At 66.9% G+C, this 26323-nt stretch carries 24 protein-coding genes; 7 read left to right on the top strand and 17 right to left on the bottom strand.

The window, feature by feature from the left end:
- Positions 1 to 65 precede the first annotated feature (65 nt).
- From pgsA to FHS48_RS10845, 5 genes are read left to right on the top strand one after another with little or no spacing between them, the layout of a single operon-like run.
- The gene (gene pgsA / locus FHS48_RS10865; protein ID WP_184263584.1) at positions 66 to 638 is read left to right on the top strand and encodes a CDP-diacylglycerol--glycerol-3-phosphate 3-phosphatidyltransferase; all 573 of its coding nucleotides are present in this window, start codon (positions 66 to 68) and stop codon (positions 636 to 638) included.
- Positions 639 to 649: 11 nt separating this feature from the next.
- Positions 650 to 1159: a molybdopterin-guanine dinucleotide biosynthesis protein B gene (gene mobB, locus FHS48_RS10860; protein WP_184263583.1), complete on the top strand. Its 510-nt coding sequence runs from the start codon at positions 650 to 652 to the stop codon at positions 1157 to 1159.
- Between the two features lie 12 nt (positions 1160 to 1171).
- The gene (moaD, locus tag FHS48_RS10855; protein WP_184263582.1) at positions 1172 to 1423 is read left to right on the top strand and encodes a molybdopterin converting factor subunit 1; all 252 of its coding nucleotides are present in this window, start codon (positions 1172 to 1174) and stop codon (positions 1421 to 1423) included.
- Between the two features lie 11 nt (positions 1424 to 1434).
- Positions 1435 to 1872: a molybdenum cofactor biosynthesis protein MoaE gene (locus tag FHS48_RS10850; RefSeq protein WP_184263581.1), complete on the top strand. Its 438-nt coding sequence runs from the start codon at positions 1435 to 1437 to the stop codon at positions 1870 to 1872.
- Positions 1844 to 2602 carry a class I SAM-dependent methyltransferase gene (locus tag FHS48_RS10845; protein ID WP_184263580.1) on the top strand — a complete coding sequence of 253 codons (759 nt, stop codon included), beginning with the start codon at positions 1844 to 1846 and terminating at the stop codon, positions 2600 to 2602. Before FHS48_RS10850 ends, FHS48_RS10845 begins: the two co-directional genes overlap by 29 nt.
- Before the next feature lie 117 nt (positions 2603 to 2719).
- Here FHS48_RS10845 and acs read toward each other — a convergent pair whose 3' ends face one another.
- From acs to argH, 4 genes are all read right to left on the bottom strand, one after another.
- The gene (acs, locus tag FHS48_RS10840) at positions 2720 to 4657 is read right to left on the bottom strand and encodes an acetate--CoA ligase (RefSeq protein WP_184263579.1); all 1938 of its coding nucleotides are present in this window, start codon (positions 4655 to 4657) and stop codon (positions 2720 to 2722) included.
- 494 nt (positions 4658 to 5151) lie between these two features.
- Positions 5152 to 6420 (bottom strand): diaminopimelate decarboxylase, encoded by a 1269-nt coding sequence (gene lysA, locus FHS48_RS10835; protein ID WP_184263578.1) that lies wholly within the window; start codon positions 6418 to 6420, stop codon positions 5152 to 5154.
- Between the two features lie 45 nt (positions 6421 to 6465).
- The gene (locus FHS48_RS10830) at positions 6466 to 6612 is read right to left on the bottom strand and encodes a lipoprotein (protein WP_184263577.1); all 147 of its coding nucleotides are present in this window, start codon (positions 6610 to 6612) and stop codon (positions 6466 to 6468) included.
- A 3-nt stretch (positions 6613 to 6615) separates the two neighbouring features.
- On the bottom strand, positions 6616 to 8028 hold the full coding sequence (argH, locus tag FHS48_RS10825; protein ID WP_184263576.1) for an argininosuccinate lyase: 1413 nt from the start codon (positions 8026 to 8028) through the stop codon (positions 6616 to 6618).
- On the opposite strand from argH, the gene FHS48_RS10820 reads away from it, so the two are divergent.
- Positions 8027 to 8686: a TlpA disulfide reductase family protein gene (locus tag FHS48_RS10820; protein ID WP_184263575.1), complete on the top strand. Its 660-nt coding sequence runs from the start codon at positions 8027 to 8029 to the stop codon at positions 8684 to 8686. The genes argH and FHS48_RS10820 overlap by 2 nt on opposite strands.
- Positions 8687 to 8719: 33 nt before the next feature.
- On the opposite strand, the gene FHS48_RS10815 is transcribed toward FHS48_RS10820, so the two are convergent.
- The 10 genes from FHS48_RS10815 to FHS48_RS20460 all read right to left on the bottom strand — a co-directional run bounded on the left by FHS48_RS10815 (position 8720) and on the right by FHS48_RS20460 (position 22389).
- Positions 8720 to 9553: a substrate-binding periplasmic protein gene (locus FHS48_RS10815; protein ID WP_184263574.1), complete on the bottom strand. Its 834-nt coding sequence runs from the start codon at positions 9551 to 9553 to the stop codon at positions 8720 to 8722.
- A gap of 101 nt (positions 9554 to 9654) precedes the next feature.
- Positions 9655 to 10458 carry a substrate-binding periplasmic protein gene (locus tag FHS48_RS10810; protein ID WP_184263573.1) on the bottom strand — a complete coding sequence of 268 codons (804 nt, stop codon included), beginning with the start codon at positions 10456 to 10458 and terminating at the stop codon, positions 9655 to 9657.
- Positions 10459 to 10608: 150 nt separating this feature from the next.
- The gene (locus FHS48_RS10805) at positions 10609 to 10983 is read right to left on the bottom strand and encodes an RNA-binding S4 domain-containing protein (RefSeq protein ID WP_184263572.1); all 375 of its coding nucleotides are present in this window, start codon (positions 10981 to 10983) and stop codon (positions 10609 to 10611) included.
- Entirely contained in the window at positions 10980 to 13859 is a 2880-nt protein-coding gene (locus FHS48_RS10800; protein ID WP_260402432.1) for a helicase-related protein, read from the bottom strand. The genes FHS48_RS10805 and FHS48_RS10800 overlap by 4 nt, the downstream gene beginning before the upstream one ends.
- 62 nt (positions 13860 to 13921) lie before the next feature.
- Positions 13922 to 14770 (bottom strand): hypothetical protein, encoded by an 849-nt coding sequence (locus tag FHS48_RS10795; RefSeq protein ID WP_184263571.1) that lies wholly within the window; start codon positions 14768 to 14770, stop codon positions 13922 to 13924.
- Positions 14767 to 16404 (bottom strand): ABC transporter ATP-binding protein, encoded by a 1638-nt coding sequence (locus tag FHS48_RS10790; protein ID WP_184263570.1) that lies wholly within the window; start codon positions 16402 to 16404, stop codon positions 14767 to 14769. The genes FHS48_RS10795 and FHS48_RS10790 overlap by 4 nt, the downstream gene beginning before the upstream one ends.
- A 10-nt stretch (positions 16405 to 16414) precedes the next feature.
- Positions 16415 to 17446, bottom strand: coding sequence for an ABC transporter permease (locus tag FHS48_RS10785; RefSeq protein WP_184263569.1), 1032 nt, complete (start codon positions 17444 to 17446; stop codon positions 16415 to 16417).
- Position 17447: 1 nt separating this feature from the next.
- Entirely contained in the window at positions 17448 to 18545 is a 1098-nt protein-coding gene (locus tag FHS48_RS10780) for a microcin C ABC transporter permease YejB (RefSeq protein WP_184263568.1), read from the bottom strand.
- Between the two features lie 31 nt (positions 18546 to 18576).
- The gene (locus FHS48_RS10775; protein WP_184263567.1) at positions 18577 to 20412 is read right to left on the bottom strand and encodes an extracellular solute-binding protein; all 1836 of its coding nucleotides are present in this window, start codon (positions 20410 to 20412) and stop codon (positions 18577 to 18579) included.
- Between the two features lie 210 nt (positions 20413 to 20622).
- Positions 20623 to 22389 (bottom strand): AAA family ATPase, encoded by a 1767-nt coding sequence (locus FHS48_RS20460; protein ID WP_184263566.1) that lies wholly within the window; start codon positions 22387 to 22389, stop codon positions 20623 to 20625.
- Between the two features lie 273 nt (positions 22390 to 22662).
- Here FHS48_RS20460 and FHS48_RS10765 point away from each other — a divergent pair, with 273 nt between their 5' ends.
- Entirely contained in the window at positions 22663 to 23052 is a 390-nt protein-coding gene (locus FHS48_RS10765; protein ID WP_184263565.1) for a hypothetical protein, read from the top strand.
- Between the two features lie 154 nt (positions 23053 to 23206).
- Here FHS48_RS10765 and FHS48_RS10760 read toward each other — a convergent pair whose 3' ends face one another.
- The 3 genes from FHS48_RS10760 to FHS48_RS10750 are packed head-to-tail and all read right to left on the bottom strand — an operon-like array spanning position 23207 to position 26323.
- Positions 23207 to 24394, bottom strand: a complete 1188-nt coding sequence (locus FHS48_RS10760) for a heme biosynthesis HemY N-terminal domain-containing protein (protein WP_184263564.1) — start codon at positions 24392 to 24394, stop codon at positions 23207 to 23209.
- Positions 24395 to 24398: 4 nt separating this feature from the next.
- The gene (locus FHS48_RS10755) at positions 24399 to 25562 is read right to left on the bottom strand and encodes a COG4223 family protein (protein ID WP_184263563.1); all 1164 of its coding nucleotides are present in this window, start codon (positions 25560 to 25562) and stop codon (positions 24399 to 24401) included.
- Positions 25559 to 26323 carry a uroporphyrinogen-III synthase gene (locus tag FHS48_RS10750; protein WP_184263562.1) on the bottom strand — a complete coding sequence of 255 codons (765 nt, stop codon included), beginning with the start codon at positions 26321 to 26323 and terminating at the stop codon, positions 25559 to 25561. Before FHS48_RS10750 ends, FHS48_RS10755 begins: the two co-directional genes overlap by 4 nt.

Raw genomic sequence — 26323 nt, 5'->3', positions numbered from 1 at the left:
GGCGTTGGCTGCCGGTCCTTTCTTCCGTTTTCCGGGGAAAACCGGCTGTAATTTGAGGTGATGCGGTGTTCAGTCTGCCCAACTTGCTGACCATGTTCCGGATCGTGGTGATTCCGCTGCTGGTCGCGGCGTTTTACCTCGACAGCCCGGAAATGCGGTGGGCGTCGCTGGCACTGTTTTCCGCCGCCGGGATCTCTGACTTCTTTGATGGCTGGCTGGCCCGCCGCTGGAACAAGGTGTCCGCCCTCGGCCGCTTTCTCGACCCGATCGCCGACAAGCTGCTGGTCGCCTCGATCCTCCTGATGCTGGTCGCCTTTGACCGCATCGGGCCGTGGTCGGTTCTGCCGGCGCTGGTGATCCTATGCCGGGAGATTCTGGTGTCCGGGCTGCGGGAATATCTGGCGGAACTGCGGGTCGGGATGCCGGTCACCAAACTGGCCAAGTGGAAAACCGCCGTGCAGATGATCGCCCTGCCGCTGCTGATCGTCGGCGATGCCGCCCCGGCCTGGATCCCAGCCCGGGATCTGGGGGATGTCACCCTGTGGCTGGCCGCCGGACTGACCGGCATCACCGGCTATGACTATCTGAAAGCCGGTCTGCGCCATATGGCGGCCTCTGACGCCGCCGCCGGTCACTGAAGGCAGTCCCGATGAAAGTTCTTGGCTTCACCGGCCCGTCCGGCAGCGGCAAAACCACCCTGCTGATCAAGGTTCTGCCCCTGTTCCGGGCGGCGGGTCTGACGGTCTCCACCGTCAAGCACACCCACCACACGGTGGATCTCGACCAGCCGGGCAAGGATACCTATGAACACCGGATGGCCGGGGCGGAGGAAGTGGTTCTGGCCTCCACCGCCCGCTTTGTCATTCAGCATGAATACCGGGGTGCCGATGAACTGCCGCTGGAGGCCCTGCTGGCCCGGATGGCCCCGGTCGATCTGGTGCTGGTCGAAGGATTCCGGCCCTATCCACAGCCGAAGATCCTGATCCACCGTGCCGCCTCCGGCAAGCCGATGCCGGATCCGGCCTCCTTGGCGGGGCTGATCGCCATCGCCAGTGATGTCGCGCTGCCCGGTGCCCCGGTGCCGGTGCTGCCGCTGAATGATCCGCAGGCCGTCTGCGCCTTCGCCCTTCAGGCCCTGTCCCTGCCATCCCCGCAGTAAGGAGTTTCCGCCATGGATCTGTTCTACTTCGCCTGGCTGCGGGAGAAGGTCGGGACCGGCAGCGAACAGTGCGCCCTGCCCGCCGAGATCACCACCGTCGCCGCCCTGATTGACTGGCTGAAGACCCGGAGTCCCGGCCATGCCACTGCCTTTGCCGATCTGGCGCTGGTGCGGGTGGCGGTCAATCAGGATCACGCCGGGCTGGATGCCCCGGTCAGGGACAGCGATGAGGTCGCCTTTTTCCCGCCGGTCACCGGCGGCTGACGGAGGGGCCGATGATCCGCGTCCAGACTGAAGACTTTGATGCCGGAGCCCTGCTGAACGGGCTGATGGACGATCCTGCCGCCGGGGCGGTCGCCACCTTCACCGGCACCGTCCGCGATGACAGCGGTACCCTGACCGCCCTGACGCTGGAACACTACCCCGGCATGACCGAAAAGCAGCTTCAGGCGCTGGCCGACGAAGCCCGCCGCCGCTGGCCGCTGTCGGCGGTGGTGATCGTGCACCGCCATGGCCGTCTGGTGCCGGGGGACCGCATCGTTTTTGTCGGCACCCGCTCCGCCCACCGGGCCGCCGCCTTTGCCGCCTGCGAGTTCCTGATGGACTGGCTGAAAACCCGCGCCCCGTTCTGGAAGCAGGAACAGCACGGCGACAGCCGGAGCTGGGTGGAGGCCAAGAGCAGCGATGACACCGCCGCCGACCGCTGGACCTGACAGCCATCATCCCCCGCCGTCGCAGGTGCCGCCGCGCAAGCTGGCGGAACGCCATGCCATGGCCGCCGTCCTGCCGTTCGCTCCTGCCGGGGCCGGGCCGCAGGTTCTGCTGGCCACCCCCGGTGATTCCGGGCTGCGCCACCGCCTGCATGCCGAACATCCTGATCTGATCCAGACCCTGTTCTCCCCGCAGGCGGTCCGGTGGGGCATTCACCCCGACGATCCGCCGCCGCGCCGGGTGGATGTGGTGATTGATCCCCGGCATCTGCCATGGCCGGATGCCAGCCTCAGCAGCATCATCGGTGTCGATGTGCTGGCCCGGCTGCGCTGCCCGGCCCGGCTGCTGACGGAAGTGGACCGGGTGCTGCGCCCCGGCGGCCATCTGGCACTGGTGGAACCGTGGCTGGGGCCGTGGGGGCAGATCCTGCACCGCCTGATCCGCCGCCAGCGGGTTCACCCCGGACTGGACCCATGGTTTTCGGCCGTCCCCCACCAAGGGTTCCGGCCCGGCACCGCCATCACCTGCCTGCTGAAGCGGGCCGATGAGCTGCCCCGCCACGCCCCCGGCCTGATCCTGACCCTGTGCGAGCCCTTCGGCGGCCCGTCCGATCTGTGGCGTCAGGCCACGCCACGCTGGCTGGAGCGGGAAGACCGCTGGCCGCGCTGGCTGCGGCGGATTCTCGGCAGCCGCGTCCTGCTGGTGCTGGAACGGCAGGCCGGGTCTGTGTAACCCCGCCCGACACGGTCCCCCGGAAATCCGTGAGGACCCCAACAAAAAGCCCCCCGGATCAGACTGACCCGGGGGGCTTTTGACGGAAGCCATCAGAACTCTGAAGCCACTGAGGCCTCAGGCATCCGGACGGTTATCGATCAGGTCATCAACAACGGTCGGATCGGCAAGGGTCGAAGTATCGCCCAGCGCCCCGAAGTCGTTCTCGGCGATCTTGCGCAGAATGCGGCGCATGATCTTGCCGGAGCGGGTCTTCGGCAGGCCGGGGGCCCACTGGATCACATCCGGGCTGGCAATCGGGCCGATTTCGGTGCGGACCCAACCCACCAGTTCCTTGCGCAGGGCTTCGGTCGGTTCCTCGCCCGCCACCAGCGTGACATAGGCATAGATGCCCTGCCCCTTGATGTCGTGCGGATACCCGACCACCGCCGCTTCGGCGACCTTCGGATGGGCCACCAGAGCCGATTCGACTTCGGCGGTGCCCATACGGTGGCCGGACACGTTGATGACGTCGTCAACGCGGCCGGTGATCCAGTAATAGCCATCCTCATCGCGGCGGCAGCCGTCGCCGGTGAAGTAATAGCCCTTGTAGGTGGTGAAGTAGGTCTGCACGAAGCGCTCGTGGTCGCCATACACCGTCCGCATCTGGCCCGGCCACGAATCGGCGATGCACAGGTTGCCTTCGGTGGCCCCGGAGAGTTCATTGCCTTCGGCATCGACCAGCAGCGGCACCACGCCGAAGAACGGACGGGTGGCCGAGCCCGGCTTCAGGGCGGTCGCGCCCGGCAGCGGGGTGATCAGGATGCCGCCGGTTTCGGTCTGCCACCAGGTGTCAACGATCGGGCAGCGGCTGTCACCGACCACGCGGTGATACCACAGCCAGGCTTCCGGATTGATCGGCTCGCCAACCGACCCCAGCAGGCGCAGGGACTTGCGGCTGGTACGCTGCACCGGCTCTTCCCCTTCGCGCATCAGCGAACGGATGGCGGTCGGGGCGGTGTAGAAGATGGAGACCTGATGCTTGTCAATCACATCCCAGAAGCGCGACACCGACGGGTAGTTCGGCACGCCTTCAAACATCAGGGTGGTGGCACCGTTGGCCAGCGGACCATAGACGATGTAGGAGTGACCGGTGACCCAGCCCACATCCGCCGTACACCAGTAGATATCCCCATCCTTGTAGTCAAAGACGTACTGATGGGTCATCGAGGCATAGACCAGATAGCCGCCGGAGGTGTGCAGAACCCCCTTCGGCTTGCCGGTGGAGCCGGAGGTGTAGAGGATGAACAGCGGGTGTTCGGCGTCCAGCTCTTCCGCCGGGCAGTCGGCGGAGGCGGCGGCCACCACGTCGTGGTACCACACGTCGCGGCCTTCGGTCATCGCCACGGCCCCGCCGGTGCGCTTGACCACCACCACCGACGTCACCGACGGGCAGGTTTCCAGGGCCTTATCGGCGTTGGCCTTCAGCGGCACCTTACGGCCACCGCGCAGACCTTCGTCCGAGGTGATCAGCATCACGCACTCAGAATCCTGAATGCGGTTGGACAGGCTGTCCGGCGAGAAGCCGCCGAAGACGATGGAATGCACGGCACCGATGCGGGCGCAGGCCAGCATCGCCACCGCTGCTTCCGGGATCATCGGCAGATAGATGCAGACGCGGTCGCCCTTCTTGACGCCCTGCGCCTTCATGGCGTTGGCGAAGCGGCACACGCGGGCGTGCAGATCACGGTAGGTGATGTTCTCGCTTTCCGACGGATCATCCCCTTCCCAGATGATGGCGGTCTGATCGCCGCGGGTGGCGAGGTGACGGTCAAGGCAGTTGGCCGAGACGTTCAGGGTGCCGTCGTGGAACCAGCGGATATGCACATCATGCGGATCATAGGATACGTCCTTCACCTCGGTGTAGGGCTTGATCCAGTCGATGCGCTGACCATGCTCGGCCCAGAACCCGACAGAGTCCTTCACCGAACGGTCATACATTTCAAGGTATTTGGCGTTGTCGATCAGCGCGGTTTTGGCAATCGCCTCGGGAACCGGGAACACATTGGCGTCCATGAGAGGGTGTCTCCTTCAGTCATCCGCATGACCGGCACCGCCACACCCAGCGGCGGTACAGGTCCGTTTCTGCAACCCGCAGGGAGACTGAGGCACAGCGTCCGGCCTGAGGCATCCACCGTCCGCAACCGGCCGGCCGGCCCGTGCGGTGACAGATCCCCATCCCCCGGACTGTTTCCACCATCCCCTCTGGCACCGGTCCTCTGCGGGGCGGTTGTCTGCCGGGGTCTGTGCGGAAACGGCCGTGACGGCCTCCCTGATTGTTCTTGATCCCACCTCTTTCGGGTAGTGTCGGAGATCATCTTAGGGAAAGTCCATCCGGTTGTCACGGGCTATGCCACCCGCCGCCACGAAAGTTTCCGTCCCGGGAAGCCTGTTTGACGCAACGTCCGTATCAGAACCGGCTGTTTGCGCCCGGAAAAACAACCGGGGGGAGGCACCCTGCGGCACCTCCCCCCTGATCGGGTAACAGACGGCTGCGGACGGCCCCGGCCTCAGGCCATCCAGTCCGGGGTCTGCTCCAGCGCCAGCATCTCATCCAGCGTCGGGCGGCGGCGGATGACGGCAAAGCGGTCGCCCTTCACCAGCACTTCCGGAATCAGCGGCCGGGTGTTGTACTGGTTGGACATCGACGCCCCATAGGCCCCGGCGGTGCGGAAGGCGATCAGATCTCCGGCGGCCAGAACCGGCAGGCGGCGCTGCTTGGCGAAGATATCGCTGGTTTCGCAGACCGGGCCGACCACGTCATAGGCAATCTGCTCCGCCCCGGCTTCCGGCTGGGCCACCGGAACAATGCCATGGAAAGCGTCATACATTGCCGGGCGCATCAGGTCGTTCATGGCGGCATCAACCACCGCGAAGGTGCGGGTGCTGCCTTCCTTCACATAGATCACTTCCGACACCAGCACCCCGGCATTGCCGACAATCAGGCGGCCCGGTTCGCAGGTGATGGCGCAGCCGAGATCCCCCAGCGTGCGCTTGACGATGGCGGCATATTCCGGCGGCGGCGGCGGAATGTCATTCCCGTCCTCATACGGCACACCGAGACCGCCGCCCAGATCGAGGCGGGAAATCTGAATACCGTCGGCCCGCAGGATCGCCACCAGATCCCGCACCCGCAGGAAGGCCGCCTCAAACGGCTTCAGGCTGGCGATCTGGCTGCCGATGTGAATGGCGATGCCCTTGACGTCGATGCCCGGCAGGCTGACCGCCCGCTTATAGATAGCATGCGCCGCCGTCCATTCGATGCCGAACTTGGTTTCCTTGTTGCCGGTGGTGATCTTCTCGTGCCCACCCGCCCCGACATCGGGGTTGACGCGCAGGGCCACCGGGGCGCGCACGCCCCGGGCCGACGCCACCGCGTTCAGCAGCTCCAGCTCCGGCGCCGACTCGACGTTGATCTGATGGACCCCGGCCTCCAGCGCCTGCTCCAGATCATCCGCGGTCTTGCCAACCCCGGAGTAAATGATGCGGCTGGCCGGAATCCCGGCCCGGATCGCCACCTGCATTTCCCCGACTGACACCACATCGGCCCCGCAGCCCAGCGCCCCCAGCGTGCGCAGAACCGCCTGATTGCTGTTGGCCTTCACCGCAAAGCAGACAGAGCCGTTCACCTCGGCCAGCGAATCGCGGAACACGGTGTAATGCCGCTCCAGCGTCGCCGTTGAATAGGCATAAAACGGGGTGCCCACCGCTTCGGCAATCTCGGTCAGGGCGACATCTTCGGCGTGCAGCACGCCATTCCGGTAATCAAAATGATGCATAACGGCAGATCATCCGGCTGGGGGGTCTAAAACAGAAAACAGAGGTCAGGAGCGGGGATAGGGCAGATCGTAGCTGGCCCCGTCGGGGCCGACCGGCTTGCCCTTGCGCCCGCAGGCGGACAGGGACCCGGCGGCGACCGCAATCACCGCCAGCGTCAGCACCACCCGCACCACAGCGGACCAGCGCGTCATCCCTCAGCCCTCCAGAAAGCGGGCTTTGGCCCGGGCCACCTGTTCCGCCACATTGGCCGGAGCGGTGCCGCCGTAGGAGGTGCGGCTGGCCACCGAATAATCGACCGACAGCACCTTCATGGCTTCCGGGGTGATCCGCGCCTCAACCGTCTGGAGATCAGCCAGCGACAGGTCTTCCAGACCGACGTTGCGCTGCTCGGCCATTTTGACGATCGATCCGGCAACATGGTGGGCATCGCGGAACGGCATGTTCAGGGCCCGCACACACCAGTCGGCAATGTCGGTGGCGGTGGTGAACCCGGCCCCGGCGGCGGCCCGCAGGCGGTCAACGTTGGCGGTCAGTTCCGCGATCATCCCGGTCATCGCCAGCAGCGACAGGTCCAGCGTATCGGCAACCTCAAACACCGGCTCCTTATCGTCCTGCATGTCCTTGGAATAGGCCAGCGGCAGCCCCTTCATCACGATCAGCAGGGCATTCAGGTCGCCGATCACCCGCCCGGCCTTGGCGCGGATCAGTTCCGCCGCATCGGGGTTGCGCTTCTGCGGCATGATCGACGAGCCGGTGGAATAACCATCCGGCAGCCGCACGAAGCGGAACTGCGCCGAGGTCCAGATCACCAGTTCCTCGGCCAGACGCGACAGGTGGACGCTGGTGATGGCGGCGCTGCTCATGTATTCCAGCGCGAAATCGCGGTCAGACACACCATCCAGAGAATTGGCCATCGGGCGGTCGAAGCCCAGCTCCGCCGCCGTCATGAAACGGTCGATCGGGAAGCCGGTTCCGGCCAGTGCCGCCGACCCCAGCGGGCATTCATTCATCCGCCTGCGGGCATCGGCAAAACGGCCAAGGTCGCGGCCGAACATTTCGACATAGGCCAGCATGTGGTGGCCAAAGGTCACCGGCTGCGCCGCCTGCAGATGGGTGAAGCCCGGCATCACGGTGGCGGCATGGCGTTCCGCCTGCCCGATCAGGGCGGTGATCAGGGCCTTCAGCTGCGCCTGCGCCCGGTCGGTGGCATCGCGCACCCACAGGCGGAAATCAGTCGCCACCTGATCGTTGCGCGACCGGGCGGTGTGCAGACGGCCCGCCGGTTCGCCGATCAGCTCTTTCAGGCGGCTTTCCACGTTCATGTGGATGTCTTCCAGCGCCGTCTTGAATTCGAACACGCCGGTTTCAATTTCCTGTTCCACCTGCGCCAGACCGGTCAGAATGGCATCCCGGTCCGCGTCAGAAATCACCCCGGCCGCTGCCAGCATCTTGCAATGGGCGCGCGAGCCAGCGATATCCTGCCTGTACAGGCGCTTGTCAAAACCGATGGAGGCATTGATCGCTTCCATGACGGCTGACGGGCCGGACTCAAAACGGCCCCCCCAGATGCTGCTGGTGGAGGAGGCGGAGGAAGAGGACGTGGTCATGATGCTGCGGCTACCCGGCTGGAACACGGCAAGGACTAAAGGGCGGATCCTGCGGACGGCAGGCACCCTGCGGGCGATTTTGACCATTACGGGCGTACTTGCAACCCCGCAGGCGGTGCGGGCGGAACAAATCGTCAGCACCGATGCCGCTCCGGCCTGTTCGGCAGAGGCTGACAAGGCCGGGATGCGTATGCTGGGAACGTTGGTGGAAACCGTGCCGCCCTGCCGCCATCAATCCCCGGAGGTCACCGACCGGGCAGGCCAGCCGGTGGGGCTGGAGCTGTGGCGTGGTAAGGTCGTTCTGGTCAATCTGTGGGCCACCTGGTGCCAGCCCTGCCTGAAGGAAATGCCATCACTGATGACCCTGCAACGGACGCTGGGCGGCGACCGCTTTCAGGTGGTCGCCATCAGTCAGGATCTGGGCGGAGCCCGGCAGGTTGACCCCTATCTGGCCCGCAATTCCCTGACCGGTCTGGATATCCTGCTCGACCCCAAAGGCAATGCCGGGCGGGCCTTCCATGCCCCCGGCCTGCCGGTCAGCATCCTGCTGGACCCACAGGGCCGCCAGATTGCCCGCCTGACCGGCGAGGCCGACTGGACCAACCCGGCCATCACCGCCCGGCTGAAAGCCCTGATCGCCGCCACCGGACCGCAGTAACAGCCCTGCTCCCGTACCTTCCGCCGGATAACGTCAGTTGGATGGCCGGGCCTTGTCCCCCTCCTCCGCTCCGTCCTGCGGCAGCAGGGCATCAATCCGGGCCACCAGCTCCGGCGACATCCGGATCCGGCTGTAAGCAAAATGGATGGAGCCGTTATCAATCAGCACCCCCGGATGCTGTTCCAGCACCAGCGGCGGATCAGCCTCCTGCATCACCGCCTGCGCCGAGATGACATCGAGGAGATAGCCGTCAACCCGGCCGATCACCACCAGTCCCGGATTATCCGCGCCCTGCACCTCCACCACATGGGACCGGAACGCCGGGCGGGCCATCAGCCGCAAAAAGTCATCGCCATAATAGGCCCCTGCCGTTACCCCGAGCCGGAACCGCAGGGTCTCGATATCGGCAAGGCCGGTCAGGGGGTAGACACGGCTGTCCCCCGGCCGGACATACAGGCCGACCTGCTCGCGGCGATAGGGGGCACTGAAGGCGGCGATCTGGTCCCGTTCCGGGGTTTCCGAAATCCCGGCCACCATATCGACCACTCCCTTTTCGAGCAGCGACATCACCCGGGGCCAGCCAATCGCCACCAGTTCCAGCGGGCATCCCGCCGCGCTGACCGCCCGACGGGCAGCCTCCACATCCAGCCCCTGCGGCTGGCCTTCAGAATCCACATACTGATAGGGGGGCCAGTCAGGCAGATACCCGATCCGGACAACATCGGGACAGAGGGAGGCAGCCGGGGAGGAGACAGCAGACAGCACCGCCCAGACCATGACCGCGCAGGCCATCAGCCCCCGGAACGGGGCCCGGTCTCCGGCCCGTGCGGACAGCCGGAATGTCCCGGAAGGCTTCTGGGGAATCATCTCAAACCCCTTTTGGCAGCAGACCCGCGCAGGTCCGCATCCCCCCATGACCCCATGATCCCTGACAGAACGCCGTCCGGTGTTGTCAGCGACCGGCACCGTCACCGGATGGCATCAGCTCCGTCCGGGCGCAGGGCAATGCGCTCATTGACCAACCCGACCAGACTGTCCGGCACCGTCAGCCGGCTGAACATGAAATGCACCGGACCGTTATCAATGGTGACGGCCGGATGGCGCTCCAGCTGTTCAGCCCGCGTCACTGATCCATTATAAGAGGATGCCGTTCCGGTATCGAGAAGATACCCATCAACCCTGCCTATAGAAACGAGCGACGGCTGCTCAACCCCCTTGATCAGGGTCACCTGCGCCCGGAACTCCGGGACCGTCAGCAGGGCGGAAACCTCGGCCCCGTACAGGGCATCCGCATTCAGGGCCAGATGAAACCGTTGCGGACCGACATCGGCCAGCGACGCCAGCGGATAGGCCTCCACCTGCCCGGACCGGACATAGAGGGCAAAAGTTTCCCGCCGGTACGGTACGCTGAACTGGGCATAGACAGCCCGCTCCACGCTGAAGGACGCGCCGGGCAACATATCAATCACCCCGCGCTCCAACAGGGGCAGGGCCCGCGGCCAGCCGACCGCGACAAATTCCGTCGGGCAGCCGACCGCCGTCAGCACCTCGCGGACAAGATCAAGGTCGATGCCCCGGATCTCACCGGTTTCAGAAACCGCCTGATACGGGGGACGCGGCAGATAGCCCACCCGGACCGGCCGGAGGCAGTGCCCGTCCTCAAACAGCCCCCGGGACACAGGATCCGCCCCGGCCCGGGTCCACGGATGCAGCCCGGTCAAAACAGACAGCACCACGAGCAGGGCATGGATAAAACACCGGCTGACAGACATCTGGCGCTGACCTTCCCCTTTCAGCGTCCCCGCCCCCATGCACCCCCGTGCGGAACAGGTTTAGCTGTCAGCTTACCATAAGCCCTGCCGATTCCGGCATATGATGCCGTGCAAATATGTCGCGGCAGACGCTGACACGCCGGAACCGGCTCAGTCCATCGCCTTCAGACGGTCGAGAGCCCGACGGTCTTTTTTGGTCGGCCGTCCTTCGCCGGAGGGCCGGAACTCGCTGAGGAACCCGCCCAGACGTTCAGGCTCAGCCGTTTCCTCATACAGGGTCTGGGCCTCCGGGGCCGGGCCACGCCGTACCCCCAAGGCCAGAACCCGCAGGGCGCGCCGGTACGGCCCCAGCACCAGAACCAGCTCATCCCCCGGCTTCACCGAGGTCGATGCCTTACTGACCGGCTGACCGTTCAGGCGGACATGGCCACTCTCGCACAGGTCCTGCGCCAGCCCCCGGGTTTTGACAAACCGGGCGAACCACAGCCATTTGTCGAGTCTGAGTTTGGTGGCTGGTTCTGTCATGACGGTGTCCCTCCGGCAGGAGCAGTCTTTGGGTTCGGTTTACGGCGTGGGCGGCGACGGCGGGGCGGCGGGGCGTCCCCCGTCGGCTCTCCCCCGGGCCCGGCAGAGCCCGCAACAGGAACTGACGCAGGCCCGGAAGCGGAAACTGAAACGGACACCGAAGCCATCGCCGGTTTTTTCCGGCGGCGGCGGCGTTTGACCGCTGCGTCCCCCGGTGCGTCCTCCGGGGAGGGCGGCGGTGGATCGGCGATGGCAGGCGGCTCCGGTACAGGCGGTGGCACCTCGCGGACATGGGCTTTCAGCACCGCAAACGGATTATCAGACTCCGCCCGCTGCCGCCCCCGGCTCCTGTCATGGCCCCTGCCATGGTCCGGACGGCCCCGTCCGCCTCCCGGCGAAAACCGGTCCGGGCTTGCCGGTCCGGATGCCCTGCGGTCCCCTTTCCCCGGCCCGGCCCGGACCAGCACCGCCGAGCCTTCCGCCCGCGCCCCAAACCCCAGAGCCGTCAGCACATCGGCCACCGTCGGCGCCGGGGCGCTGAGGATCGACAGCGCCGCCCGGTCGAGGGCAATCTCCGGCGTCGCCTCCCCCCCGTCTTTCTGTTGCCGCAGGGCCTGCCGGACCGCCGCCGCCAGCCGTTCCTGCGCATCAATCCGCACCGCCCAGCCCCCGGTCAGCGGGAAGCCGATCGCCGCATGGAAGGCGGCGTCCTGCCCCGGCAGCGGCTCCAGAACCATTGCGCCGTCCCGGATCACCACCGGCGGCTGCCCGGCAAAAACCGCCAGCAGAATCGCCCGCAACCGCACCGCCGCAGGCTTCAGCAGCGCCGGGACAAACACCCGCAGCCGCCCGAACCGCACCCCGGTCCGGGTCAGGGCCTGCCGGTCCTCCGGCGTCAGCGCGGCCAGCAGCGGGCGCACCGCCCGCTCCGGACACGACCCCAACCCTTCCCGCACCTGATACAGAATCCCCCGGGCTGCTGCCGCCAGCGGCATCACCGGGTCATCCAGCAACGGCGACAGCTCTTCTTTCAGGGTGGTCTGCACCCACTGCCGCAGACGGGTGCGGACCTGATCCCGTTGCAGTCCATCGAGAAAATCATCGCCGGTGATTTCGACTTCCGGCCGCAGGACATCCGGCCCCGGCACCAGCCGCGCCACATCCGCCCCACGCCACAGCAGCCGCCCCTGCGGCGACAGGGCAATCAGGTCATCCTCCGCCTGCGCCAGATCCTGCACCCGGCGGCTGATCTCTCCGCGCAGGGCCTTGCTGGCGGCATTCATCACCGCCCGGTCCGCCATCCGGCTTTCGCCCTTTTCCGGGATGAAGGTCAACCCTTCCAGCGTGCCGACGGAATGGCCCTCGACGCGAACCTGATCCCCCCGCGACACCGAGGCCAGCAGCGGCCCGCCCTGCTGCAACCGCCTGGCCAGCACACTGGTGCGGACATCAACAAAGCGCTGGGTCAGCCGTTCATGCAGGGCATCGGACAGGGAATCCTCAATCCGCCGGGCAGTATCCTGCCAGTGCCGGGCGTCATGCAGCCAGTCGGCCCGCTGACCGACATAGGCCCAGACCCGGATGGCGGCGATGCGGTCAATCAGGGTGTGCATATCGCCGTCGGTACGGTCCAGCGCCGCCAGATGCCCGGCCACCCAGTCGGTGGGCAGGCGGCGGGGACCGGTGGCCAGATGCCGGAAAATCTGCCCCAGCAGACGGGCATGGTTCTGGGCGGTCAGCTTGCGGAAATCCGGGATCTGGCAGACATCCCACAGCAGTTTGACCCGGTCGATCCCCCGGGTCAGGTCGCGGATATCGGCATCCTGTGCCAGCGTTTCCAGCGCCACCTGATCGTCGGCCGGGCGGGTGCGGATCAGCCCCGGAACCTCGGAGGGCCGCCCGAGAGAGGCCAGCAGGGTTTCGAGGCTGGTGAACCGCAGATCCGGATTCCGCCAGAACAGGCCGCGCAGCGGCGGAAAGGTGTGTTCCTCCACCTGCTCGATCAGCTCCGGGTCAATTTCTCCGGCGTCGCCGGTGGTGCCGAAGGTGCCGTCATTCATGTGGCGCCCGGCCCGCCCGGCAATCTGCGCCACCTCGCTGGACGTCAGATCGCGCGGCACCCGCCCGTCAAACTTGCGCAGGGCGGCAAAGGCAACATGGTCGATATCCATGTTCAGCCCCATGCCGATGGCATCGGTGGCGACCAGATATTCCACATCGCCGGACTGATACAGCGCCACCTGCGCGTTGCGGGTGCGCGGGCTGAGCGCCCCCAGCACCACTGCCGCCCCGCCGGACTGACGGCGGATCAGCTCGGCGATCGAATAGACATCGGCCGAGGAAAACGCCACCACCGCCGAGCGGCGGGGCAGGCGGGTCAGCTTGCGCGGCCCGCTGTAGGTCAGGCTGGAAAAGCGGGGCCGGGTGACAAACTCCACCCCCGGCACCAGCTGGCGGATCAGCGGGCGGATGGTCTCCGAGCCCAGAAACATCGTCTCCGACCGTCCGCGTGCCCGCAGCAGCCGGTCGGTGAAGATGTGCCCCCGGTCGGGATCGGCAGCCAGCTGGATTTCATCAATCGCCAGAAACTCCACCGCCCGGTGCAGGGGCATCGCCTCCACCGTGCAGACAAAGTAGCGGGGATTGGGGGGCAGGATCTTTTCCTCCCCCGTGATCAGGGCCACCGCCCCCGGCCCCTTGGCCTTGACGATACGGTCGTAGTTTTCCCGGGCCAGCAGCCGCAGGGGAAAGCCGATCATGCCGCTGGCATGACCCAGCATGCGCTCAATGGCCAGATGGGTCTTGCCGGTGTTGGTCGGACCAAGAACGGCGGTGATCCGGGCGTCGGATCCGGAAGAGGAAACAGAGGTCATCATACCCTATCAGGTCGGGTATCCGGCGGGCTTTGGCAAGGGGAAAGTCCTGAACGGGCAGGCGATCAGGTCCGCCGCAGGGCATCGGCCAGCTTTGCCAGCGGGGCACAGGCACTGCGGGCTGCCCGCTTCAGGTGTTCGGCCCCCTGTACCCCATGCCCGGCCTGTTTCAGCAGAATGCCCAGCCGCAGGTCATCGAGATCCGGGCGATGGGTCTGGCACTGGCGGACCACCGCCGCCGTTGACAGGCCGCCACTCCGGGGCAGGGCCTCCGGCAGGGTCTGTTCCGGCACCTGCTCCAGATACAGGGCCGCCCGGCTGTACTGCCCATGCAGGTACAGGGCCGTCGCCCGCAGCGACAGGGCGGTCATCGCCTGATCCGGGGCCATGTCACAGGCCCGCTGCGCCAGATCGGAGGCCCGAAGCGCCTCCTCCGCCCAGCTGCGGGCAGAGATTTCCTGCACCGACAGCTTGCGGTATCGATACACCGCATCACTGGCCTCGGTCAGCGCCGCATCGCAGCGGATCTGCGTCAGCTGCGCCACCCGCCCGGCACCGCCCCGGGTGGTCAGGGCCCCCACATCCTGTCCGGCAGCCGGAACCGGGGCAGGGCCGGGAGCGGCGACCGGAGTGGAAACGGCGGCAGACACCACAGGGGACGGTTTGGTCACAGCCGGAACCGGGGCCGAAACAGGCGTCGCAACCACAACGGCGGGCCGCCCGGCGGAGCCCCCCGACGACGGGGCGGCCAGATCCGCCGTCAGCCCGGCAGTCCCGTCCCGCTGCGGGGTCGCACCGGAACAGGCGGCCAGAAACAGAGTCAGGCCGACAGCACCGCCGCAGACCCGCAGCAGCCGGAGCAGGCCGGTCCCACCGGGGAACCGGGCCGCCATTGCAGTGTTACGCTCAGTCACTCTGATCCGATCCCCTGATCCGGGAACGCCGCCGCCAGCAGCGCCCGGGTATACGGGTGACCCGGGGCGGCGAAAACCGTTTCGGTCTCCCCCTCCTCCATCACCTCTCCGCCCCGCATCACCAGCAACCGGTGCGCCAGCACCCGCACAACCCGCAGATCATGGCTGATGAACAGATAGGTCAGACGATAGCGCTGCTGAAGATCGCGCAACAGAGAGATAATCTGTGCCTGTACCGTCAGATCAAGCGCACTGGTCGGTTCATCCAGCACAATCAGGCGGGGACGCAGGATCAACGCCCGGGCAATCGAGATACGCTGACGTTGCCCGCCGGAAAACTCATGCGGATAGCGGTCCTGACTGTCGGCGGGCAAGCCCACCTCCTCCAGCACCGCCGCCACCCGGTCGCGGATCTGCGCCTCCGGCATCGGGTCGTGCAGCCGCAGCCCTTCCGCAATAATCTCGCCGACACTCATCCGCGGGCTGAGCGACCCGAACGGATCCTGAAACACCACCTGAAGATCCCGCCGCAGGGCCTGTAAGGCCGGGCGGGGCTGGGCCATCAGATCAGATCCCGCGAAAACAGCCCGCCCGCCAAGATCCCCCTGCACCAGCCGCAGCAACGCCAGCGCCAGCGTGGTCTTGCCGGAGCCGGATTCCCCGACGATGCCCAGTGTCTGCCCCTGCTTCAGGTGGAACGACACGCCGTTGACGGCGCGGACATGGTCCACCACCCGGCGGAACACCCCGCCGCGCACCGGGAACCACACCTTCAGGGCCTCCACCGCCAGCACGTCGGGCGCGTCCGGCTCGACCGGAACCGGCTGTCCGGACGGATGCGAGGCCAACAGATGGCGGGTATAGGCATGCTGCGGAGCGGCAAACACCGCCTGCGTCTCGCCGTTTTCAACAATCCGGCCATCCTTCATCACGCAGACCCGCCCGGCGAACTGCTTCACCAGCGTCAGGTCATGGGTGATGAACAGGATCGCCATGCCGATCCGCCGTTGCAGATCACGCAGCAGATCCAGAATCTGCGCCTGAATGGTCACATCCAGCGCCGTCGTCGGCTCGTCGGCGATCAGCAGATCCGGCGAATTGGCCAGCGCCATGGCAATCATCACCCGCTGCCGCTGGCCGCCGGACAGTTCATGCGGCAGGGCATTCAGGCGCTTCGCCGGGTCAGGCAGACCGACCAGCGACAGCAGCTCCACCACCCGGTCGCGCAGGGCCGCGCCGCGCAGGGGCTGATGCAGGCTGACCGCCTCCTCCACCTGCTGCCCGATGCTGTGCAGCGGGTTCAGGCTGGTCATCGGCTCCTGAAACACCATCCCCACCCGGTTGCCGCGCACCGTCTGCAACACGGCGGGCGGGGCTCCGATCATCTCGGTCCCCAGCACCCGCAGACTGCCCGAGGAGGTCACCCCGGACGGCGACAGCAGTTGCAGCACCGACAGTGCCGTCACCGACTTGCCGGAGCCGGATTCCCCGACCAGCGCCACCGTCTCGCCACGCCGGATCGAAAAGCTGACGCCCCGGACCGCCGCCGTGCCGGAGCGGAAGGTCACTGACAGGTCTGACACCGACAGCACGGGATCCGCAGCAGACGCCGACGGAAAAACAGAAGAGGTCATCCCGGACTCCTCAGCGCAGGGTTTTGCGGGGGTCGAAGGCATCGCGGACCGCCTCGCCGATGAACACCAGCAGGGTCAGCAGCGCCGCCAGCACCACGAAGCCGGTGATGCCCAGCCACGGCGCCTGTAAATTTTCCTTGCCCTGACTGAGCAGTTCCCCCAGCGATGCCGAGCCCGGCGGCATCCCCAGACCCAGAAAATCGAGGGCTGTCAGCGACACCAGCGACCCCGACAGGATGAACGGCGCGAAGGTGAAAGTCGCCACCATCGCATTCGGCAGCACATGGCGCAGCAGGATCCGCCCTTCCGGCAGACCCAGCGCCCGCGCCGCCCGCACATAGTCCAGCGACCGTGCCCGCAGCACCTCCGCCCGCACCAGCCCGACCAGCGCCGTCCACGAAAACAGCAGCAGGACGATCAGCAGGGTCCAGAACCCCGGCACGATCACACTCGACACGATGATCAGGATGAACAGCTGCGGCAGACCGCCCCAGATTTCCAGAAACCGCTGGCCCAGCAGATCGAGCCAGCCACCGAAAAAGCCCTGCACCGCCCCGGCGAGAATCCCCACCGCCGACGACACCACCGTCAGTGTCAGGCCAAACAGCACCGACAGCCGGAATCCATACAGCAGGCGGGCCAGCACATCGCGGCCCTGATCATCGGTGCCCAGCGGATTCTCCAGCGACGGCGGGCTGGGGGCCGGCTGTTGCAGCGCGAAATTGACGGTCTGGGCGGAAAAACGCACCAGCGGCCACAGGATCCAGCCCTTCTCTTCGATCAGCGCCTGCACTTCCGGGTCGCGGTAATCGGCCGGAGTCGGGAAAATGCCGCCGAAGGTGGTTTCCGGATAGTCCTTCAGCACCGGCGCATACAGGCCGCCGTCATACCACACCGCCACCGGGCGGTCGTTGGCGATCACCTCGGCCAGCAGGCTGACCACGAACAGGACGGTGAAGATCCACAGGCTCCACCAGCCCCGGCGGTTGGCGCGGAAAGCATCAAAGCGGCGCTGCCACAGCGGAGAAAGACGTCCTGCCATGTTACCGGGCCTCGAAATCAATGCGCGGATCGACCAGATGGTAGGTCACATCGCTGATCAGGTTGAGGAGCAGGCCGATCAGGCCAAAAATGTAGAGGGTGCCGAACATCACCGGATAATCGCGGTTGGTCACCGCCTCAAACCCCAGCAGCCCGAGGCCGTCGAGGGAGAAGATCACCTCAATCAGCACACTGCCGGTAAACAGCATCCCCACCAGCGCCGCCGGGAACCCGGCGATGATCAGCAGCATGGCATTGCGGAAAATATGCCGGTACAGCACCCCGCGTTCGCTGACCCCCTTGGCGCGGGCGGTCACCACATACTGCTTGGTGATCTCTTCCAGAAACGAGTTTTTGGTCAGCAGGGTCAGGCTGGCAAAGCCGCCGATCACCATCGCCGTCACCGGCAGCGCCAGATGCCACAGATAGTCCAGCACCTGCCCGGCGGCGGAAAGCTGGTCAAAGTCATCCGACGTCAGCCCGCGCAGCGGGAACAGGGTCAGATACCGCCCCCCGGCCAGCACCACCACCAGCAGGATCGCAAACAGGAATCCCGGAATCGCATAGCCGATGATCACCACCCAGCTGGAGATCACATCAAAGCGGCTGCCGTCGCGCACCGCCTTCCAGATGCCCAGCGGAATCGACACCAGATAAATGATCAGGGTGGAAGCGATGCCGAGCGACATCGATACCGGCAGCTTTTCCAGAATCAGCTCCGTCACTTTCTGGGAGCGGTAAAAACTCTCTCCCAGATCAAAGCGCAGATAATCGCCGAGCATTTTCAGATAGCGCTCGTGCAGGGGCTTATCGAAGCCGAACTGGGCCTCGATCTGGCGGATGAAATCAGGGTCCAGCCCCTGCCGTCCGCGATAGGCCGAGCCGTTTTTATCGGTGGGGGACGGGGCCACCGCCACCTCGCCCTGACCGGATGCCCCAGACAGACGGCCCAGCGCATCGGTGCTGCCGCCTTCCAGACGGGCCAGCATCAGATCCACCGGCCCGCCGGGGGCCAGCTGGGCAATGAAGAAATTGACCGTCAGAATCCCCAGCAGGGTCAGGGGAATCAGCAGCAGTCGCCGCAGGATATAGGCACCCATCGTGTCGCCGCCTTTACCGTCCGTCGCTTGCTTACTGGGGTTTGACCCACCACGTCATCAGGTCAACGCCCTTGTCCGGCACCACCTCCGGCATCCCGAAACGGTCCCACCACGCCAGACGGGTGGCCGGGAAGTGCCAGTGCGGCACCACCAGATAGGACCACAGCAGCACCCGGTCCAGTGCCCGGGTGGCGGTCACCAGATCCTCGCGGGTGCGGGCACGGACCACGGCATCGACCAGCGCATCCACCGCCGGATTTTTCACCCCGGCCAGATTGCGGGATCCCGGCTGATCCGCCGCCGCCGATCCCCAGAACTCCCGCTGTTCATTGCCCGGGGACATCGACTGACCCCAGACCGTGACCACCATGTCAAAGTCATAGGACTTGACCCGGTTCTGATACTGCGCGGCATCGACGGTGCGCAGGGTGGCGGTGATGCCCAGCCGCTTCAGGCTCTGCACATAGGGCAGGACCACCCGCTCGAAGGTCGGGGACCCGAGCAGGATTTCAAAGGTCATCGCCTTGCCGGTCTTGGCATTGGTCAGCACGCCGTTCTTCACATCCCACCCGGCCTGTTGCAGCAGATCCAGCGCATAGCGCAGGTTGGCCCGCTGCGATCCGGTGCCTTCGGTGGTCGGCGGCGCATAGACCTTGGTGAAGACCTCTTCCGGGATCTTGCCGCGCCACGGGGCCAGCAGCTTCATTTCCTCCGGCGACGGCAGGCCGGTGGCCGCCAGTTCCGAGTTATCGAAATAGCTGCGGGTCCGGGTGTACTGCCCATAGAACAGGTTCTGGTTGGCCCATTCAAAATCAAAGGCGTAGCCCAAAGCCTCCCGCACGCGGGGGTCTTCAAACACCGCGCGGCGCTGGTTGAAGACAAAGCCCTGCATGCCGGACGGCATATGGTTTTCAAACAGCTTCAGCTTAACTTTGCCCTCGGTGCGGGCCGGAAACTCATAGGCGGTGGCCCACTGCTTGGCGACGCCCTCAACCCGCAGGTCGTAGGCCCCGGCCTTGAAGGCCTCCAGCGCGACGGTCTCATCGCGGAACACATCGTAGCGGATCTCGTCGAAGTTATACTGGCCCTTGGTGACCCCCAGATCCTTCGCCCACCAGTCCTTGACCCGCTCATAGACCACATAGCGCCCGGCCTCGAACGCCTTGACCTTATAGGGGCCGCTGCCAACCGGGGCCTCCAGCGTGCTGGCGCTGAAATCACGGGTTTTCCAGTACGCTTTCGACAGCACCGGCATCTGCCCGAGAATCAGCGGCAACTCGCGGTTATCCGCCCCGTCGAAGGTAAAGCGGACCTTCAGCGGGCCCTCCGCCTCCACCTTGGCGACATTGGCGTAATACAGCCGATAGAACGGATCCCCCTTCTCCCGCAGGGTGTTGAAGGAGAACACCACATCCTCCGCCGTCACCGGCGAGCCGTCATGGAAGCGGGCCTGTTTGCGCAGGGTAAAGGCCACCCAGGCCCGGTTTTCCGGCAGCTCGATGCTTTCCGCCAGCAGCCCGTATTCACTGAAGGCCTCGTCCGCCGCCGACACCAGCAGGGTGTCGAACAGCATCGACACCCCGGGGGCCGAGGTCCCCTTGATGACAAAGGGATTGAAGCTGTCAAACCCGCCGAGCGAATACATCTTCAGCGTCCCGCCCTTGGGGGCGGCGGGATTGGCATAGTCAAAATTGTGGAAACCCGCCGGGTACTTCAGGGCCCCGTGCATGGCAATTCCGTGCGAGACGGAGACCGGTGCAGCGGCCTCCGCTGCCGGGGCCTGAGCCCATCCCGGCGCAACCAGTGTTGCAAGAACCGGAAAAGCCAACAGACATCCGCGGACAACGGCGGCAAAGCGACAGGTCATCAGCCTTCACACTCCTGATCAAAAAGTAAACTTGAGGCTGCCGGAGCAATGATCGGTGCCGATCCCGCCGGTTTAGGCCCGCATAGCAGCATTGTGGGGAGGACCCCAGAGAGAATCAAGGGACCAGTCAGCCGGGGCGTGATGCCCCGGCCCATGGAAACGAACGGATAAAACGCGTTCCGGTACCCCCGCTGATCGGGAGCCCGGAGGTTATTGCCACACCCAGCGGCCATTCTCCTGCCGACCGGCGGAGGTCCCGGAAGCGGCCTGCGGCGTCGGGGCGGGTTTCACCGCAGCGGGTTTGACTGCAACGACCGGCTCCGGTGCCGGTTGCGGCTTCGGCGGCTTACTGTCAACCCGCTTCGGCTCCGCCACGGGTTTGGCCACCGGTGGCGGATCGGCCTTCACCACCGGCTTTTCAAGGGGCTTATCGGCAGGCCTGACGGCGGGCTTCTCAACCGGTTTTTCCGGGATCTTTTCGACAGGCTTCTCCGGAGGTTTCTCAACCGGCTTTTCCGCCAGACGGTGGGGCGATGCCGCCTTAACCGCCGGGCCTGCCTCTGCCACCGCCTTCACCGGCGCAGATTTCTCGGCCGTTTCCGGGGTAGAGGCAGGGGCCGGGACAGGCTTCGCCTCAACGGTGCGGGACGCGTCAGGGGCTTTATCATGGTGCGGTTTAACGGTCCGCCCCCGGATGACCTCAACCTCTGCCGCGACAGCCGGAGCCGCCGACGGGGCCACAGCCTGCACAGCGGCCAGAATATCAGCCTCACCAGCCTCCGGCGACACAGAGGGGAGGGGCACTTCTGGCTCCGCTACCGCCGCCAACGGCGGCGTCACCCCCTCTGCCGGAGCCACCGCAGGCAAGGGAGCTGCGGGAAGCCCTGCGGCCTGCGGTTCCGGATCGGCGGACGGAGCCGGGGCTGGAGCCGCAGCGACCACCGGGGCGGCAACCGGGGCCGGGGCGGACGCCAGCGGCACAGGCAACAGGCCCCGGCTGATCACCGCCGCCGTAACCCCGGCCCCGATCAGCACCCCGGCCACACCGGCCACCCACGACAGCCGCCCCCCGGACAGCCACTGCCCGAACCGGGAGGGCATTCTGGCCCCTTCAATCGCCCGGTCCGCATGGGTTTTGCCAACCCGTTCCGCCCCCTCTGCATAGGCGATCAACAGGGCCGCCTCGCAGGTGACATTCAGCACCCGGGGGTTGCCGCAGCAGGCGGTCACCAGACGCTGCACCGCCAGATCCTCGAACAGCGGCGCCGGACGGGTCTGCGCCTGCGCCTTGCGCAGCCGGTAGCCGATGTAGTCGGTTGCTTCCTGCCGGGTAAACGGCACCAGTTCCGCCATATACCCGCCAGCGCGGCGCAGACGCGGAAACCGTGATGCGCCCAGCAGCGTTTCAAGATGGGGGGTGCCGATCAACACCACCTGCATCGGTGCCGGTCCACCGGACACCGGCGGGGTCAGCAGGGCGTTCAGGGCCTGCAACGCTTCCGTCCCCAGCAGATGGGCGTTGTCGATCACCAGAACCGGGCTGACATTCTCATCCCGTGCCGCCGCCAGAACCGACAGCATATCGGCCAGCGGATCAGAGGCGGTCTCCGGCATCCCCAGCGCCCGGCGCAGGACCAGCGCGAACGGATCGGTTCCCAGACCGGCGGCATCCAGCACCACCGGCTCCATCTCCGGCGTCATCACCGACGGCACCATCTCCGCCAGCAGGGTCTTGCCGACACCGTCGGCCCCGCAGACCCGCATCAGCGGGGTGCCGGAAGCCAGCGCCGCCCGCAGACCTTCCAGAACCTGATAGCTGGCCGAGGTCAGAAAATAGGCACGGGCCGAGGCTGCGGCAGGGAAAGGCTCTTCCCGCAACCCGAAATGACTCAGATAGGGCCGGTCCGGCCCCTCTGCCCCCTGTCCGTGTCCCCCGTGGCCGCGTCCCCCGTGGCCGCGACCCCCGTCAGCAGACATCGGGGCTGTTTCAAAAACTCCGGTCATCCCCAGACTTTCAATCCTGCCAGAGTCCCGCCACACCCCGGAACAGGCCGCCCTAAGCAGAGGCCACGACACCGGGAAATGACAGACATCACACACCTCGCCCTTCTCCGGCGGACTTTAGGGGAAATTTGCCGGTGCAGCAACCAGTGGCACCGCCGCCGGTTTTCAGGTAGAGGGAGGGATCTGGTCCGCCGGTCCCCTCCCGGGCCCGGCCCACCCCGCCCACCGCAGCAAGGACACCCCGCCGTGACCTCTGTCCCCCAGCCGACCCCGATGCCCGGCCCCCGGTGCCTCTCCGGCCGTCCCCTGTCCTACGCCCTGTTCGCCATCGCCTGCGCCGCCCTGATGGTGTGGGGCAAATATGCCTGGCTGCACAATGATGCCGCCGCCGAGGCCTGTGCGCTGGGGGCGAAGGGGCTGGACTGCACTCTGCGGCCGGTGCTGGGAGAGCTGATGTACCGCAAGGTTTTTGCCTGGGTGGCCATTGCGGTGTCGGCCCTTGCCGTGCTCCGCCCCAAGGGGGTGACGGTGATCCCGGCGGTGGTGACCTCCACCTTCGCGCTGGCCTTCTACAATGCCGACCCCGGGGCCTTCGCCGCCGCGCTGACCGTGGTGGCCATCGCCCGCTGCCGCTGAAGCGCAGACTGTCCGGCCTAAAGAAACGGCGGCACCGAAGGCCGCCGTTTCTTTTATGTCCCAAAAGACCCGGACCCAAAAGACCCGGACCCAAAAGACCCGGACCCAAAAGACCCGGACCCAAAAGACCCGGACCCAAAAAACTCTGCCCCGGTCACGACTCCGCCGCAACCGCCAGACGCATCCAGCGCAGGGTTGCCGCGCCGTCGCCGGTTTCACTGTCCTCGATATCGGCCATCAGCAGGCAGGCCCGCCGGTTGGGGGGTGTGGTCTCCAGCAGGGGCTTCAGGCGGGACCGCGCCTGTCCCCACAGCGTGGCGGCCAGAGCCTGCTGCGCCACCAGCAGACGGCTTTCCGGATGCTCCGGGTTGGCCTCCGCCAGCTTTTCGGCATGGGCCACCCGCTTCAGCGCATCCTCCCCGGCAAACAGCGCCATATAGGCCGCCGCCAGATCCGCATGCGGCCCGGTCCGCCAGAACGACACCGCCGCCTCAGCCGCCTTTTTCACCGATCCGTCCGCCTGTAACGCCCTGATCAGCAACAACGCCGCCGGACGGTGGCGCGGATCATGCTCCTCCAGCGCCTTCCGGAGGGCCTTGACCGCCACCCCCGGCTGCCCGGCATCCAGCGCCGCCCCGGCCTGTGCCGTCAGCAGTTCGGCACTGCGGCGGTGGGCATCCTCTTCCGTCAGTCCGCCGGAGCGGCGGGCCGCCTGCACGGCACGGATCGCCGCATCCCACTGCCCGCTCTGGCTCAACCCGTCCACAACCCGCTGGCGGGCCCAGTCCAGCGCCGGTTCCTTCTCCAGCGCCCGCCGCGCCCACTGCACCGCCGCCTCAGGGTTGCCTTCGGCATCGGCCAGAAGACACAGGCCGCGCAGGGCCGCCAGCTCCATGCCGGTATCGCCCATCAGGTATTCAAACTGTTCCCGCGCCACCGTCATCCGGCCGGACAGCCGGGAGGCCTCCGCCGTCAGCAGCCGCGAGGCCGCATCCTGCTTCAGCCGCGACGACGCTGTTTCCGCCATCTTCAGGGCGGTGCGGGTATCCCCGGCCTGAAGGGCGGCAAAGCCCTGAACCAGCGCCGCCTGCCCGCCCCGGGCACGACGGCGGTCCAGCCGGGTCCCCAGCGCCTGCCCCAGCCCGAGGACACCCCGGACCAGCCGCAGCAGGACAAGGACCACGATCAGGCACAGCAGGAAAAACAGCAGCAGCACCGGCACCCCGGTATCCAGCCGCCAGCCCAGCCAGTGCAGGGTGACGCTGCCGGGATTATCCGCCAGCCAGACCGAAACGGTGATAATCGCCGCCAGCGCGGCTATAAACAGTCCGAACCGCCGCATGCCGTCAGCCTCCGTTGCCGGAGGAGGCCCCGGTCGGAAGACCCGGGGTCTGCCCGACAGAGGTTTCCGCCGCCAGACGGGCCAGACCTTCATTGACCAGATCACCGGTCACCGCATCGGCGGCGAGACGGGCCTTCGCCCGCTGCATCCAGCCATCCGCCTCCTGCGCCGGACGCCCGGTCAGGCGGGACAGTTCGTCCACCGCCACCGACAGCGATCCTTCCGCCATCGCCGTCTGGGCCCGGCTGACAATCGTCGCCACGCTGTCCCCTTCGGTCGGGCCATCAAGCCGCCGGATCGAGATCAGTCCGGCAATCTGCTCCAGCGCCTGACTCCACCATGCGGTGGTGTCTTCCGGCAGGGCCGCGGCCCGGACGATATCCGCCGCCTGTTCCGACAGGGACTGTTCCAGCACCGACTGGGTGGTCAGCCCATCTTCGGCAAATACCGCGAAGTCTGCGGTCAGGGTCTTCACGTCCAGCGTCGCCGGGGCCACCGCCTGCACCGTCTTCAGCGCCACCGCATAGGGGCGCCCGGCATCCAGCGCCTCGCGCAGCTGCACCACCGCCAGCAACAGGGCCAGCGCCCGGTCCTGACGGCTGACCGCCTTGCGGGCCAGCGCCTCCACCTCCGTCACCCGGTCACCCAGCGTCAGCAGCGCCGAGGCCGGGGCCCGGCTGGCCGCCAGCTCCTCCACCCGGGCTGACAGGGCCTGAAGCTCGCCCGCCATCGCGCCGGGAGCCTTATCGGCCAGATCGGCGACCATGGCTTCCAGCGCCGTCAGCCGTTCCCCGCCGACAGGAGCCGGAGCCGGGGCAGCCGCCGCCGCCCGCAGGGCCGCCTGCATCTGCTCCTGCTGCGCCTGCAACCGGGCCACCACGGCGGACAGGCTCTCGACCTGCCCCGTCAGGGCGGCGACCTGCGGATCCACCGGGCGTGGCGGCATCAGCCGCAGCGCCACCGTGCCCAGCGGGCCCGGCAACGATGGCGCCCACCACGGCAGGGACGCCCATCCGCCCAGCAGCACAAAGGCCCCGGCGACCGTGCTGATCACAATGGTCCGCCCGCGCCGGGACGGTTTCGCAGCGGCGGCGGCCTCAGCCACCGACGGATCCGGGGTCGTGACGGCGGGGTCCTTGCCCCCGGCGGCGGCGGTGCTGTCGCTCATGTGCTCCCCTTTTTCATCTGCGCCACGTCTTCCAGCAGGGCCAGAAGCGCGTCCTGCCGGGGCTGTCCGGCCACGCGGACCGCCTGAAACGGCAGGCCATCCAAGGATTTTGCCACAGTATGACTAAGACAGGCGGCTGTGACGACCCTCAAATGGTCTCTCCCCCCGCAGGCGTCAATCAGGGTGGCAAAGGTCACCGCCGTCCGTGGCGAATACAGCAGCACCGCGTCCACCGCCCCACCGGACAGCGCCTGCTGAAAAGCCGGGCTGAATACCGTTGCGGTCTCGGCCCGGTACAGCACCACCCGCTGCACCGGATATTCCGGGGCCAGCAGGGCGGTCAGATCCCCGGCGCGGTCGCTGCCTGCCACATGCAGCAGCGGCAGGCCGTCCGCCGGATGCACACGGCGGACCAGAGCGGCCAGCACCCCGACATCCCCATCGGCGGAAAGAACAGTATGGAACCCGCATTCCCGCAGGGCACGCGCGGTCTGATCCCCCACCGCATAGGCGGGCAGGCTGCGCAGGGCCTGTGCCTGCGGCGGCGGCAGAGCCCCGGCGGCGCGGTCCAGCATCCTGACCCCGTTGGCACTGGTCAGCAGCAGCCCCCCCACCGCCTGCGGCGGCGGCAGGGGCACCTCCAGCGGCTGAACGGTCAGCAGCGGCTCAATCAGAACCTCATGCCCCATCCCGCGCAGGACCGCCGCCGTGCGGGCGGCATCCTCCTGCGGGCGGGTCACGACGATCCGCAGCGGGATCAC

The sequence above is a fragment of the Novispirillum itersonii genome, from assembly GCF_014205675.1.
Lineage (GTDB): Bacteria > Pseudomonadota > Alphaproteobacteria > Rhodospirillales > Rhodospirillaceae > Novispirillum > Novispirillum itersonii_A.
Note: the sequence above shows the minus strand (reverse complement) of the source record. Positions and strands in the feature narration are given on the sequence as shown.